Annotated in this window: 11 protein-coding genes and 1 pseudogene; 7 read left to right on the top strand and 5 right to left on the bottom strand. The window is 71.8% G+C overall.

Going from position 1 to position 13,209, the window contains the following annotated elements:
- The first annotated feature begins 23 nt into the window (after positions 1-23).
- Positions 24-1,496: a ribosome biogenesis GTPase Der gene (gene der / locus ACTWQR_RS16070; protein ID WP_443227734.1), complete on the top strand. Its 1,473-nt coding sequence runs from the start codon at positions 24-26 to the stop codon at positions 1,494-1,496.
- Between the two features lie 62 nt (positions 1,497-1,558).
- On the opposite strand, the gene ACTWQR_RS16065 is transcribed toward der, so the two are convergent.
- A complete protein-coding gene (locus ACTWQR_RS16065) occupies positions 1,559-1,885 on the bottom strand; it encodes a hypothetical protein (RefSeq protein WP_443227733.1) in 327 nt (108 codons plus the stop codon).
- A gap of 227 nt (positions 1,886-2,112) precedes the next feature.
- Positions 2,113-2,889: a hypothetical protein gene (locus tag ACTWQR_RS16060; protein WP_443227732.1), complete on the bottom strand. Its 777-nt coding sequence runs from the start codon at positions 2,887-2,889 to the stop codon at positions 2,113-2,115.
- Positions 2,890-3,435: 546 nt separating this feature from the next.
- Between ACTWQR_RS16060 and ACTWQR_RS16055 the strand changes: the two genes are divergently transcribed.
- Complete coding sequence (locus ACTWQR_RS16055) at positions 3,436-4,065, top strand: LysM peptidoglycan-binding domain-containing protein (protein WP_443227731.1); 630 nt, start codon at positions 3,436-3,438, stop codon at positions 4,063-4,065.
- Positions 4,066-4,212: 147 nt separating this feature from the next.
- Positions 4,213-4,887 carry a transglycosylase family protein gene (locus tag ACTWQR_RS16050; RefSeq protein WP_443227730.1) on the top strand — a complete coding sequence of 225 codons (675 nt, stop codon included), beginning with the start codon at positions 4,213-4,215 and terminating at the stop codon, positions 4,885-4,887.
- On the opposite strand, the gene ACTWQR_RS16045 is transcribed toward ACTWQR_RS16050, so the two are convergent.
- The 3 genes and pseudogenes from ACTWQR_RS16045 to ACTWQR_RS16035 form a co-directional block, all read right to left on the bottom strand.
- Positions 4,784-5,509, bottom strand: coding sequence for an ATP-binding cassette domain-containing protein (locus ACTWQR_RS16045; RefSeq protein WP_443227729.1), 726 nt, complete (start codon positions 5,507-5,509; stop codon positions 4,784-4,786). The genes ACTWQR_RS16050 and ACTWQR_RS16045 overlap by 104 nt on opposite strands.
- Positions 5,506-8,382: an ABC transporter permease subunit gene (locus ACTWQR_RS16040; protein ID WP_443227728.1), complete on the bottom strand. Its 2,877-nt coding sequence runs from the start codon at positions 8,380-8,382 to the stop codon at positions 5,506-5,508. Before ACTWQR_RS16040 ends, ACTWQR_RS16045 begins: the two co-directional genes overlap by 4 nt.
- Positions 8,383-8,489: 107 nt before the next feature.
- Positions 8,490-8,963: pseudogene (locus ACTWQR_RS16035) on the bottom strand (hypothetical protein); the annotation flags it as partial.
- 120 nt (positions 8,964-9,083) lie between these two features.
- Between ACTWQR_RS16035 and ACTWQR_RS16030 the strand changes: the two are divergent.
- The 4 genes from ACTWQR_RS16030 (at position 9,084) to ACTWQR_RS16015 (ending at position 13,187) form a co-directional block, all read left to right on the top strand.
- Positions 9,084-9,626, top strand: coding sequence for a hypothetical protein (locus ACTWQR_RS16030; RefSeq protein WP_443227727.1), 543 nt, complete (start codon positions 9,084-9,086; stop codon positions 9,624-9,626).
- Entirely contained in the window at positions 9,601-10,890 is a 1,290-nt protein-coding gene (locus ACTWQR_RS16025) for an ABC transporter substrate-binding protein (RefSeq protein WP_443227726.1), read from the top strand. Before ACTWQR_RS16030 ends, ACTWQR_RS16025 begins: the two co-directional genes overlap by 26 nt.
- A 192-nt stretch (positions 10,891-11,082) precedes the next feature.
- Positions 11,083-12,351 (top strand): glycosyltransferase family 4 protein, encoded by a 1,269-nt coding sequence (locus ACTWQR_RS16020; RefSeq protein WP_443227725.1) that lies wholly within the window; start codon positions 11,083-11,085, stop codon positions 12,349-12,351.
- On the top strand, positions 12,348-13,187 hold the full coding sequence (locus ACTWQR_RS16015; RefSeq protein WP_443227724.1) for a hypothetical protein: 840 nt from the start codon (positions 12,348-12,350) through the stop codon (positions 13,185-13,187). The genes ACTWQR_RS16020 and ACTWQR_RS16015 overlap by 4 nt, the downstream gene beginning before the upstream one ends.
- Positions 13,188-13,209: the final 22 nt, after the last annotated feature.

Here is a 13,209-nt window from a genome sequence, read left to right as displayed (position 1 = left end):
ATGAACGACGAGGGACCGACTTCATGAACGACCACATCCAGCCCGAGGGCTCGGCCGAGCACGAGCACGGGGCGCTTGGCGATGCCGAGTACGCGGAGTTCATGGAGCTCGCCGCGGTTGAAGGCTTCGACGCCGAGGACATCGAGGGCGCGATCGAGGAGGCAGGCCACGGCCCGCTCCCGGTCCTCGCCGTCGTCGGCCGCCCGAATGTCGGCAAGTCGACCCTGGTGAACCGCATCATCGGCCGCCGCGAGGCCGTCGTCGAGGACAAGCCGGGCGTCACCCGCGACCGCGTCACCTACGAGGCCGAGTGGGCGGGCCGCCGCTTCAAGCTCGTCGACACCGGCGGCTGGGAGCAGGACGTCCTCGGCATCGACGCCTCCGTGGCCGCGCAGGCCGAGTACGCGATCGACGCGGCCGACGCGGTCGTCTTCGTCGTCGACGCCAAGGTCGGCGCCACGGACACCGACGAGGCGGTCGTACGCCTCCTGCGCAAGGCCGGCAAGCCCGTCGTCCTGTGCGCCAACAAGGTCGACGGCCTGAGCGGCGAGGCCGACGCCTCCTATCTCTGGTCCCTCGGTCTCGGCGAGCCGCACCCCGTCTCCGCCCTGCACGGCCGAGGCACCGGCGACATGCTGGACGCCGTTCTGGAGGCGCTGCCCGAGGCCCCGGCCCAGACCTTCGGTACCGCGGTCGGCGGGCCCCGCCGTATCGCCCTCATCGGCCGCCCGAATGTCGGCAAGTCGTCACTGCTGAACAAGGTGGCGAACGAGGAGCGCGTCGTCGTCAACGAGGTCGCGGGCACCACCCGCGACCCGGTCGACGAGCTCATCGAACTCGGCGGTGTCACCTGGAAGTTCGTCGACACGGCGGGCATCCGCAAGCGCGTCCACCTCCAGCAGGGCGCCGACTACTACGCCTCGCTGCGCACCGCCGCCGCTGTCGAGAAGGCGGAGGTCGCGGTCATCCTGATCGACGCCACCGAGCCCATCAGCGTCCAGGACCAGCGCATCGTGACCATGGCCGTGGAGGCGGGCCGCGCGATCGTCCTCGCCTTCAACAAGTGGGACAACCTCGACGAGGAGCGCCGCTACTACCTGGAACGGGAGATCGAGACCGAGCTCCTCCAGGTGGCGTGGGCACCGCGGGTCAACGTCTCGGCGCGTACGGGCCGCCACATGGAGAAGCTGGTCCCGGCGATCGAGGCCGCACTGGCGGGCTGGGAGGCGCGCGTCCCGACGGGTCGGCTGAACGCCTTCCTCGGTGAGCTGGTCGCCGCGCACCCGCACCCGGTCCGGGGCGGCAAGCAGCCGCGCATCCTCTTCGGCACGCAGGCGGGCACCAAGCCGCCGCGGTTCGTGCTCTTCTCCTCGGGCTTCATCGAGCACGGCTACCGCCGCTTCGTGGAGCGCCGGCTGCGCGAGGAGTTCGGCTTCGAGGGGACGCCCATCCACATCTCGGTGCGGGTGCGCGAGAAGCGCGGCAGGAAGAAGTGACGTAGCGGGAAGCACATGGGAGAGGGCCCCTGCTGTGCAGGGGCCCTCTCCTGTGCGCGTGGTCAGCTTTCCCGGCGCGGTCCGGGCGGCAGCGCCGCCGGGAGCAGACCGGTGGTGTGCATCCGAGCAACCGGCTGCCAGACGGACGTAGTGGCCTGACCGTGGTGCGTGGGGGACGCTGTGTTCCGCCCGGTCGCGTGATACCCGGCGCTGTGCCGCATGCCGTACGGCGTCGACGCATACGAACCCGGGTTGTACGAGCCCGTGCCGTGCGGGCCGGTCCCGAAAGCCGTGAAGCCGAGCTCCTCCTCGCCGCTGCGGTCGCCCGGCAGGGTCCGGAAGCTCCTGCGGTACTCCGCGCAGAGCGCGTCGTAGATCGGCGTGGCCATGGGGGTCCCCCCTGTTCGAGCGAAGCCGAGAAATTGGGGGAGGCTGCCCGCGCTCTCCTGTCCCGGCCGCATGGCCGGGATCGGTGACGTGTACGGCAGGCGGCGAGGAACGTCGTAGGTGTGCACGTACGTGCCAACGACCCCGCCGCCCTTCGGATGCGGCCGACTTGTCCGCTTTCGCAGGTCACGGGAGTGTGCCCGGCGCATTCAGGGTCCGGGGCTCACGCTCAGGTACCGGCCAGCGGCATGGCGCTCGCCACCAGCTTGCCGTTGGCGGCGGCCTTGTCGAGGGCGTCGCGCAGCAGGTCCTCCCGGGGCTGGCGGCCGATCGAGCCGACCGGAGCCGCGAACAGCAGCACCTGCTGGTGCTTGTTGGCGGCCGCCCGCCAGCCGTCGGTGACCTGGAGCGGCTGGTGGGCCTGCCACCAGGCGACGGGTGAGCTGCCCCCCGTGCCGGGCTGCAGCACCGCGTGCAGCTGGCCCATGGCGAGCAGCACGGACCAGCCGTGCAGCACGGGCGGCACCTCGGTGAGCTGGGTCACCGGCATGAAGCCCTGCTCGATGAGGAGGGGCAGGAAGTCGTCGCCGCCGCCTCCCGTCGTGCCGGGCCGGGCGATCGGCCCGGTCGGTTCGACGACGAGCGCGGGGTGCAACTCGCCGCCGAGCAGGACGATTCCGCTGGTGACTCCGAGGACGGCCTGCTCGGGCATGGCTTCGGAGGGGCGCTCGTCGCCGGTGATGGAGCGGACGGCGCCCTGCAGCTGCTCCTCGGTGACCTGGACGACCTGCGAGGGCAGGCAGGTGGCGTGGGCGAAGGCGAGTACGGCGGTCTCGTCGCCGATGAACAGGACGGTGCTGGTGCGCTCCTGTTCGGAGTCGCCCTGGGTGCGGCAGGACGTGCAGTCGTAACTGCCCGGGGCGTTCTCTCCGGCGAGCAGCCGGTCGGCTTCTTCGTCGCCGATCTCGGCGCGTACGTCGTCGCTGACGTCGAGCATGCGCGGCACGGGTGGCTCCTCGGGATATGCGTGGCGTGGCCGGGCGGCTCCCGGCCCATGAACCGGATGGGTTCCCGGTTCATGAAGAAGACAACGGACGATCTGTGGCCGGAGTCACGCCCGAGAGCGAACGGAATCGAACCATCCGACGCGCAGGGTGAACCCGGTGGCGGAATCTGTTACTCCATGTCAACTCGTTGGATTTCCAAGGAAGTTGATCCCGTGATCTGAGTCACAGATCATCAGGACTACTGGTCGACAAATCCGGAAATCAGCGAATGAAATGGCTGACCTGAAATCGCCGATACTCCCGGTAACGGCGAACTGGCCTGGAATGACAAGGAGTTGGTTGATATCGGGCCTCTCGGGTCCCTACATTCCTCCGCCGTGTGCAACGAGCACCGCTCGGGTACGTCCGCCGACCGCTTCACAGCCAGCAAGAAAGCACCATCAGCACCACCGTCGGCGGACGGGGTGGAGCGGAACGACCGCGTCGAAGCGCGTGGGAGTTCCGTGCCGCCTTGGGGGACCCCGGGTTGTTGGAGAGGGAAATACATGTCCGATTGTGCCGACAACACTCGTAAGGCTCGTACGACTCGTACGACGGCGGTCCTCGCAGGGGCGGCACTGATCGCTCCGCTCGGACTCCTCGCCGCGACCGGCAACGCCGCAGCGGCGGACAGCGGAGTGTGGGACCGCATCGCACAGTGCGAGAGCGGCGGAAACTGGCACATCAGCACCGGTAACGGCTACTACGGAGGACTCCAGTTCTCCGCCGGCACCTGGCGCGCGTACGGCGGCACGGCCTACGCGTCGACCGCCGACAAGGCATCCAAGGCGCAGCAGATCGCTGTCGCCACCAAGGTGCAGCGCGGGCAGGGATGGGGCGCCTGGCCCACCTGCTCGGCACGCGCGGGCGCGTCCGGGAGCGCTCCCGCGGCGTCCGCGCCCGACACGCCCACCACCAAGGCAGCCCCGTCGAAGCCGTCGAAGGCGCCGGCACGTTCGACGGGCCACACCGCCCGCAGCTCGTCCCGCGGCGACTACACCGTCCGCAGCGGCGACACGCTGAGCGGCATCGCGGCACGGCACGGGACCAGCTGGCAGCGGATCTACGCCGCCAACAAGTCCGTCATCGGCGGGGATCCCAACGCGATCGTCCCCGGGCAGCGCCTGGAGCTCTGAGCCACTGAGCCGAGTCCGCGCACTCCGAGCCGGACTCACCCTGCTTTCGGGCAACGGGCCCCACCCGGTCCTCCGACCGGGTGGGGCCCCACCGGCCGCTGGCGCGGCTCGTCGAGGCACCCTCGTCACCCCGCTTAGCGTGGCCCGATGTCGATCAAGCGCATGCGGTACGTGACTGTCGTCGCCCTCGTCCTGGCCGTGCTCGTCCCCGTCGAGGCGGTCGCGGCGCCATCGCCTCCGGCGCCCGGTCCCGGCACGGTCCAGGTGCCGGCGCCGTCCGCCTGTACGAAGGACCAGTGGCCGTGGGGCTGTCTCGCGGAGTGCGAGAGCAGTGGCCGCTGGCACGCGAACACCGGGAACGACTTCTACGGCGGGCTGCAGTTCGGGCAGCGCACCTGGCAGGCATTCGGCGGGCTGGCCTACGCGCCGCGCGCGGATCTCGCCACGCGGGCCGAACAGATCAAGGTCGCGGAGGAGGTGGTACGCGTCCAGGGATGGGAGGCGTGGCCCGTCTGTGCCAGAAAGTACAAGCTCAGCGGCCGGACGCATGCCGTGAAGTCCGGCGAGACGCTCTCGTCCGTCGCCCGCCGGTATCGGATCAAAGGCGGGTGGCGGGCGCTGTACAAGGCCAACAGACAGATGGTCGGGAAGCATCCGGACCGGCTGAACCCGGGCACCAGGCTGCGGCTGCCGAAGGGGGCGGCCCCGGGGAGGTCGCTCACTCCGGACGGCGCGGCGGTCCAGAGCCCCCCTGGCGTGTCGGGCCCTCCGGTACTGATGGGTCCGCCGTTGTCGCCGCCGCCTCCGTCGCCTCGCCACTGAACAGGACCACGCCGCGCCGGAGTTCGTACACGATCGCCGGCTTGTCGTGCAGGCCGGGCGGCAGTCGCTGCTCGGCCACGACGACGCACGCGTCGAGGCCGCTCAGCAGCTCGTACGTGCGGGACGCGACCATCGGGGACATGCCCTGCGCGGGTTCGTCGACGAGGACCACGCGTGCGCGTGCCAGGAGGGCGCGGGAGAGGGCGAGCATGCGCTGTTCGCCGCCGGAGAGGGTGCCGGCTCTTCTGGTGAGCAGGGGGCGCAGTTGGGGATAGGCGTCCAGGGTCGGGGCGAAGTCCTGCGCCGACGCCGCGAGTTCGAGGTTCTCGCGGACGGTGAGTGTGCCGAAGACGGCCCGACGGTCCGGGACGAGGCACAGGCCGCGGCGGGCCCGTTCGTACGCGGGCATCCCCGTGACGTCGGCGCCGTCCCAGACCACGGCACCGCGGGACAGGGGCACGGTCCCGGCCAGGGCCCGCAGCGCGGTCGTACGGCCCGAGCCGTTGCGGCCGAGCAGGACGGTGAGGCCGGGGGCGGGCGCGAGCAGGGTCACGCCGTGCAGGGCCTCCAACGGGCCGTAGCGCACGCGCGCGTGGCGCAGGGAAATCCCGGGGGTGCTCATCCGTCGACCGCCGTGCCGGGTCCTTGGGGTCTTGAGGGCTCTTGGGGCCCTTGGGGTTGTTGGAGTTCTTGAGGGCGGTCGAGCCTTTCGAGGACGTGCTCGGCGGGGCCCGAAGCGACGATGCGGCCCGCCGTCATGACGTGCACGGTGTCGGCCAGGTCGGCCACGAGGTCCAGGTCGTGCTCGACGACGAGCAGGGCCATGCCGTCCGCGGCGAGGGCTCGCAACACGCGGGCCAGCGCGGCGACCTCGCCCGTGTCGAGGCCCGCCGCCGGCTCGTCGAGCAGCAGGACACGCGGGCTTCCCGCCAGGGCGCGCGCGAGCTCGACACGCCGCAGGGTCCCGGTCGGCAGTCCGGCCGCCGGCAGTGACCGTACGGCCCCGTGGAGCCCGAGCAACCGCAACACGCGCTCCACGGCGCCCGCATCCACGACGCGCCCCTGCTCGGCGCCCACCCGCACGTTCTCGGCCACGGTCAAGGTCGGGAAGACGGCGAGCTGTTGGAAGGTGCGGGCGACACCGAGCCGTGTTCGTGCGTGAGCGGGCAGCCGGGTGATGTCCCGCTCCCCGAACCCGACCCGCCCGGCCTCCGGCCGCAGGGTTCCGGCGAGGCAGTGGAACAGGGTGCTCTTCCCGGCCCCGTTGGGCCCGACGACCGCGGTGATCCGGCCCGGGGGGAGATCGAGGTCGACGCCGCCGAGAGCGGTGAAGCCGTCGTAGGCGACGCGTAGGCCGCGGGCGCGGAGGACGTGGCGGGAGGTGGGTTTGTCGTGGGGGGCGCGGGGGCGGGTGGGCTCGGGTACGGTGCGGCCTTCGGACCGGTCCTCGCCCGACCTTGGGGTCGCGCCGTGTCGGTCGCGGCCTTCGGCCTGCCCGATGGCTCCGGTGGCGCCGGCGGGGTGAGGCCGGGCCGGACCTTCGGTCCTGCCCGCGCCGGGCGTCGGAGTCGAGCCGGACCGCCGGGCAGAGTCCGTAACCCCCACCACAGCCGCACCCTCTCCCGCACCGAACTCCTTGACCGTCGCCCGAAGCCTCCCCCTCACCCTCGCCCCCAACGGCGTGAGCGCCGCCTCCCGGTGGAGCCGCAGCCGGCCCGTCGCCAGGCGCAGCGCCTCGTACGGTCCGCCCGGGAAGCGGCCCACGAGGACTGCCAGGAGCCCGATCAGCGCCGCCGCCACTCCGCCGCGCGTCCCCGCGTCCAGGCCGACCAGGAGTGCCGCCGCGGCCAGGGCGCCGAGCACGCTGTCCGCGCCGAGGACGACGATCGCGGCGAACCAGAGGAGGCCGCGGACGGGGTCGTAGGCGGCGGGGTCGAAGGCGCGCAGGCCCATGCCGAGCATGCCGCCGCCGAGGGCGGCCAGGGCGGCGCCCGCCACGAAGGCCGTCACCTTGAGCGCGGGCACGCGGACGCCCGCCGCCGACGCGCCCGCCTCGTGGTCGCGCATCGCGGCCAGGGCCCGGCCGGTGCGGCCCCGGCGCAGGGCGTGGGCGGCCAGCAACGCGCCCGCCAGCAAACAGAGTTCGAGGACGTAGTACGCGCGGTCGCCCTCGAAGCCCGCCGGGCGGCCGAGGTTCAGGCCCGACGTCGCGTACGGCTGGGCGAAGACGAAGCGGCTGACGCCGACGCCCACCGCGAAGGTCGCCAGGGCGAGGGCGAGCCCATGGCGGCTGATGGCGGGCCAGCCGGTCAGCAGCCCCAGGGGAGCCACCAGGAGGACGGCGACCGCGAGCGCGGCCAGTTCGGGGAGTTCCGGCAGACCCGGGAAGCGGCCCGCCGCCAGCAGCGCCGTGAAGAGCGCGCCCAGGCCCGCGTACGCCGCCTGGCCGAGCGAGATCTGGCCGCCGCGGCCCGTCACCACGACCAGGGAGAGGAGGACGACGCCGAGTGCCGGGACCTGGACGGACGTGTGCAGGTCCGAGCCCGCGAAGCCCAGCGGCAGCAGGAACAGCACCACCGCCACGATCCACGCGCCCGGCGGGGTCGCCACCCGTGCCGTCGCCGTGCGCGGCAGCGCGTCCCGCGTGCCGATCCCGGGCAGCACCAGCGCCGCGATGAGCAGCGCCACGACGAAGAGGTTCGCCCCCAACGCCTGCACCAGCGGCTCGCCCCAGCCCGACGGGTGCAGCTGTGTCAGCTGGCTCTGGGCGACCCCGATGCCCAGCGCGACCACCACGGCCACCGGCAGACTGCGCATCCGGGCGGCCACCGCGACGGCCACGACCTCCATGACCAGCAGCGGCAGGCCGTACGGATCGAGGCGTACGTAGGGCGCCAGGAGCACCCCCGTCAGGCCCGCCGTGAACGAGCCGAAGGCCCAGCCCGCGGCGGCCACCCGGTCCGCGTCGATGCCGCCAAGAACGGCGAGCGAGCGGTCGTCGACGACGGCCCGCAGCTCCCGGCCGAAACGGGTCCAGCGGGTCACCGCGCCCACGCCCACGGCGAGTACGAGCGCCGCCGCCAGCTGACCCCAAGGGTCGGCCGAGACGAGCGTCGGCGCGTCCGAGTGTGCGCCGGGCCCCCACACGAGCGCCGCCCCGCCGACGAGCAGGACGAACACCCCGATGGACGCGACGAGGGTCTGTGCGGGGTCGCTGCCCAGCACGGACAGGGGGCGGAAGACGAAGCGCTCCAGGGCCATGCCGATGCCGGGGGCCACCACGAGCAGGGTGACCGCGGCGGCGAGCGCGAGCGGCCAGTCCCACTCGACCGTGAGCTGGCGCAGCAGATACGCGCACACCATCGCGATCGCGCCGTGCGCGAAGTTCAGCACGCCGGTCGCCCGGTGGGTGACGATCAGCCCGATCCCCGTGAGCGCGGCGGCGCTGCCGACGGAGAGCCCGGCGAGCGTGAGGTCGTACGTCAGCGACGCCATCAGTCGCCCGAGGGGGACGGTCTGTTGTCCGGGTCGGACGGTCGGTCACCCGGGTCGGACGGTCGGTCACCCGGGTCGGACGGTCGGTCACCCGAGGCAGCCGGCCGGTCATCGGACGCGGTCGGCTCGCAGATCGGGCAGGGGGCCAGCTCCCCGCTCGCGAGGACCCGCGAGTCCACCGGCAGGGCCTCCGGCTTCCCCGCCACGAGCGGGCAGTCCGCGCGGTGCCACAGCGTGCCGCCCGGCACCATCCGAAGGTCTCCGCTGACGGCGACGGGCGCGGCGGCCGCCTGCCCGGACTCGCCGACGTCGGCGGGCTCGGCGGCGACCAGGAGCCCGTACAACTCCTCCACACGTGCGGCGGCCAGCGCGTTCCTGCCGTGGGTGAGCAGCACCGCGCCCGCGATGATCAGCGCGGCTCCGGGCACCGTGCAGGACGCGAGATACGGCAGCTGCCGCTCCGCGAACCGCTCGCCGGAGATCCCGTACCAGCCCAGGACGCACAGCACCGCTCCCGCGGCGAGCGCGGCCCACCCGGCCCAGAGGACGGGGTGCACAGTCCGCAGTCGAGCAGTCCGCATACGGGCTCCCACGTCATGTGTCTGTCCATGTCAGCCAATGGCTTGCACTATGCCTTCTGGAAGCTGACCCTGAAAGAACCGGGCGCACATGGCCCGGACCGACACCCGGTGGTGAGCCAGATGGTTCTCGGGAGCGACCTCAGGCGGGGAAACAGCGGGGGGCTGGCGGCGGCGGTGGTACTCGCCCTGGCAGCGGCCCTCACGGCGTGCGGAGACGACAGCGGCGGTGACGACACCGCGCCGCCCTCTCCCACCGTGGAGCGGCCAACAACCGTCGAGCCCAGTCCCACAGCGACAGAACCGGCCGACTCCGCGGCGGCCGAGAAGGAGATCAGGGAGAACTGGAAGAAGTTCTTCGACCCCGCCGTCTCCCTGAAGGACAAGCAGGCCGTCCTGGAGGACGGCGACAAGATGGCCCAGGTCCTGGAGAGCTTCAGCGGTGACGAACGCGGCGGGCAGGTGGAGGCGACGGTCAACGAGATCGAGTTCACCTCGCCGACCGAGGCGGACGTGACGTACTCGCTCACGCTCAAGGGCGCCACGGTCATGCCCGACGCCGCCGGGACGGCCGTCGAGCAGGACGACGTGTGGAAGGTCTCCGTCAAGACGCTGTGCGGGCTGGTCGGGCTGAGCGGCAATGAGTCGCCGGGTCCGGGTTGCTGAGTGCGCTGTCGCGGGCCTGCTGCTCCTCCTGAGCACGGCCTGCGGCAGCCGCCTCCCGGAGAGCGACTTCGAGACCCGGCCGCAGCGGACACCGACACAGCAAGGCGGAGACCCGATCCGCGTGGGCATCATCACCAGCGCCACCAGCCCGGTCGGCGGCGACACGTTCACGGGGCCGCGCGACGGCGCCAAGGCCTACTTCGACCGGCTGAACGCGCGCGGCGGCATCGACGGCCGCAAGGTCGACGTCCGTACCTGCGACGACGGCGGCAGCGGCGTCGGCAACAACGAGTGCGTGCACGAACTCGTCGACGAGGACAACGTCGTCGCCCTCGTCGCCACCACCGCCCTCGACTACGCGGGCGCCTCCCGCGTGTCACGCGCGCGCGTGCCCGACATCGGCGGCCAGCCCATCGGCGCGGCGTACGACACCTACCCGCACCTCTACGGGATCTACGGCAGCCTCGCCCCGCGCGACGGGGAACCCGGCTGGGACGGCAAGTTGTACGGCGGTACCGAGATCTACCGCTACTTCAAGCGCGAGCAGGGCGCCCGTACGGCGGCCGTCGTCTCGTACAACCAGTCCTCGTCGGCGGCATACGCCCGGCTCGTCACCCGGGGCCTGGAGGCCGAGGGCTACGAGGTGGTCACCGAACAGGTCGACTTCGCGCTGCCCAACTTCCGTGCCGCGGCGGCCGATCTGAAGGAGCAGGGCGCCGACCTGGTCTTCGACGCCATCGACAGCTACGGCAACGCCCAGCTGTGCAAGGCGATGGACGACGTCGGCGCCGAGGTCCTCGCCAAGGTCACCAACGTGCAGAACTGGACGTCCACCGTCCCCGAGGACTACAAGGACTCACCGCGCTGCCGCAACGCCCTGTGGGCGACGGGTTCCAGCCGCAACCACGAGGACACGGACCACGACGCCGTACGGGAGTTCCGGGACGCCACGAAGGGCCTGGAGACCCATTCCCAGTGGCAGTTGGAGGGCTGGGCCGCCGCCATGTGGTTCACGGACGCGGCGAAGTCCTGTGCCGGGACGGGCGTCACGCGCGCGTGCGTCGACCGCTTCATGGACTCGGGCAAGGCGTACACGGCCGACGGCCTGCTGATTCCCGTCCGGCACGAGCGGCTGTCCGAACCCCCGAAGACCCGCAGGACCTGTGTCTCGGTGGCCCGTTGGGAGGACGCCGAGGGCTGGGTGAGCCAGGGAGACATGAACGATGAGTGTTTCGACGTACCGCAGTTGTCATACAAACCCTGATCCACCCTGATCCCTCAGGCACCCTTGCGTATCCCCTACCTGCTCTGATGCGCGACAAGGTGAAAAGGTTCCTGATATCGCCTACCAGTGGCGCAACCGTTAGGGAACAAGATGGTAATGGAGCCCAACCAACAGCCAGGAGGCCATGTCTAACCATGCGGCAGGCGGATGAGACAGGGGATTCGGGGACGCATGCATATTTCTTTTCTCATACACAACGCATATGGCATCGGGGGGACCATCCGGACCACGTACAACCTGGCCAACACCCTGGCCGAGCAGCACGACGTCGAGATCGTCTCGGTATTCCGCCACCGCGACGAGCCGGTGTTCGCGCCTGACCCGCGCGTGCACGTGCGCCACCTCGTCGACATCCGCCAGGACAGCCCGGGATACGAGGGCGAGGACCCCGAGTCCCGGACGCCGGCTCGGGTCTTCCCGCGTGGGGAGGGCCGCTACGACCAGTACAGCGTCCTCACCGACCGGCGCATCGCCGGCCATCTCGCGATGGTCGAGGCCGACGTGGTGGTCGGCACCCGGCCGGGGCTGAACGTGCACCTGGCCCGCCAGACCCGGCGCGGCCCGGTCCGGGTCGGCCAGGAGCACCTCACGCTCGACAGCCACTCGGCCGCCCTGCGCACGGAGCTGCGCGGCGTCTACCCGCGGCTCGACGCGCTCACCACGACCACGGAGGCGGACGCCGGTGCGTACCGGAAGAAGATGCGGCTGCCCGGCGTCCATGTCGAAGCCGTGCCCAACCCGGTGCCCGCGCCCGGCATAGAGCCCGCGGACGGCTCCGGCAAGTGGGTCGTGGCGGCGGGGCGGCTCGCCCCGGTCAAGCGGTACGACCTGCTGATCAAGGCCTTCGACCGCGTGCGCGACCAGCGGCCCGACTGGCGCCTGAGGATCTACGGCGGCGGCAAGCAGAAGGACCGGCTACGGAGCCTCATCGACCAGCTGGGTCTCTACAACCACGTCTATCTGATGGGCGCGGCCCACCCGATCGAGCCGGAGTGGGCCAAGGGCTCCATCGCCGCCGTCACCTCCAGCCTGGAGTCGTTCGGCATGACGATCGTCGAGGCCATGCGCTGCGGCCTGCCCGTCGTCTCGACCGACTGCCCGCACGGCCCGGGGGAGATCATCGACAACGGCGTGGACGGCCGCCTCGTTCCGGTCGGCAACGTCGAGGCCATCGCCGAAGGCCTGCTCGAACTGATCAACGACGACGCGCTGCGGCGGCGGATGGCGGGCGCGGCGCTCAAGGACTCCGAGCGCTTCGACCCGGCCCGGATAGCCGAGCGCTACGAGTCGATCTTCGACGGCCTCGTCTCGCGCGGCGGTGACTCGAAGATCGGCCGGATACGCGGCTCCCTGCACCGCACCCGAGGAGCGCTGCTCAGTGGTGCGTATGCCGTTCGGGATGTCGGACGCACCGTACTCGGGAAGGAGCGTTCCGCATGATGACGCTTGCTCCGCGGGCCGCGCACCAGGACACCGACGAGGACACCGCCATGCCGCCGCGCGCCGACTGCATCGCCGACTCCGCGGGCGGGCTCACCTTCGACGTCACCGACCCCGATGACGGCGTCGGCGCCGGCGGCGCGCACCTCGTGCTCCGTCACCGCGACAGCCACGAGGAGGTCCGGCTGCCGCTCACCCCGGCCGCCGCCGACGGCCGACTGCGCGCCGCGCTGCCCAGCAGCGTCGAGCTGCCCGAGGGCCGCTGGGACGCCTACACCCAGCTCGCCGACGGCGAGCCGCAGCGCCTCACACCCGGCCTCAACGACCTGCGCTCGCTCGTCGACCGCGTGCCCAGCGGCGACCGCGGCCACGTCGCGGTGCGCATCCCGTACGGCACCAAGCACGGCAACCTCACCGTCCGCAGCTGGCTGCGCGCCCCGCACGCCGAGGCGGGCGAACTGCGCATAGCAGAGGGCGAGTTGGATGTACGGGGTCAGGTGTACGGCGCGAAACTCCTGCCGGACGCGTACGCCGAACTGCGCGTCCGCGAGGAACCGGAACACGCGCTCAGGGCCGAAGTCGCCTCGGACCAGGCACAGTTCCGCTTCACCGTCGACTACTCCGCACTGTCGGTGGGCATTTGGGACCTGTGGCTGCGCCCGGCGGGGGAGGCCGGGCCGCGCGTACGGATCGCCCGGCTGCTCGACGACATCGCCGAAAAGAAGCTGATCTTCGCGTACCCGAAGGTCACGCTGGAGACGGAGAGCGGCCTGGTGACGGCCGGCCCGTACTACACGGCTGACAATGACCTGTCCGTTGCAGTCGGCGCCCCGTAATCGGCGCCCCGTAATCGGCGCG

Origin of the sequence: Streptomyces sp. 2A115 (assembly GCF_052245575.1) — a bacterium.
Taxonomy (GTDB): domain Bacteria; phylum Actinomycetota; class Actinomycetes; order Streptomycetales; family Streptomycetaceae; genus Streptomyces.
Note: the sequence above shows the minus strand (reverse complement) of the source record. Positions and strands in the feature narration are given on the sequence as shown.

Bases quoted from the DNA above. Each gene is read 5' to 3' on its own strand.
- ACTWQR_RS16030 (WP_443227727.1), top strand. From the start codon at position 9,084: ATGGTTCTCGGGAGCGACCTCAGGCGGGGAAACAGCGGGGGGCTGGCG.
- ACTWQR_RS16045 (WP_443227729.1), bottom strand. From the start codon at position 5,509: ATGAGCACCCCCGGGATTTCCCTGCGCCACGCGCGCGTGCGCTACGGC.
- ACTWQR_RS16055 (WP_443227731.1), top strand. From the start codon at position 3,436: ATGTCCGATTGTGCCGACAACACTCGTAAGGCTCGTACGACTCGTACG.
- ACTWQR_RS16040 (WP_443227728.1), bottom strand. From the start codon at position 8,382: ATGGCGTCGCTGACGTACGACCTCACGCTCGCCGGGCTCTCCGTCGGC.
- ACTWQR_RS16020 (WP_443227725.1), top strand. From the start codon at position 11,083: ATGCATATTTCTTTTCTCATACACAACGCATATGGCATCGGGGGGACC.
- ACTWQR_RS16050 (WP_443227730.1), top strand. From the start codon at position 4,213: ATGTCGATCAAGCGCATGCGGTACGTGACTGTCGTCGCCCTCGTCCTG.
- ACTWQR_RS16065 (WP_443227733.1), bottom strand. From the start codon at position 1,885: ATGGCCACGCCGATCTACGACGCGCTCTGCGCGGAGTACCGCAGGAGC.
- ACTWQR_RS16025 (WP_443227726.1), top strand. From the start codon at position 9,601: ATGAGTCGCCGGGTCCGGGTTGCTGAGTGCGCTGTCGCGGGCCTGCTG.
- der (WP_443227734.1), top strand. From the start codon at position 24: ATGAACGACCACATCCAGCCCGAGGGCTCGGCCGAGCACGAGCACGGG.
- ACTWQR_RS16015 (WP_443227724.1), top strand. From the start codon at position 12,348: ATGATGACGCTTGCTCCGCGGGCCGCGCACCAGGACACCGACGAGGAC.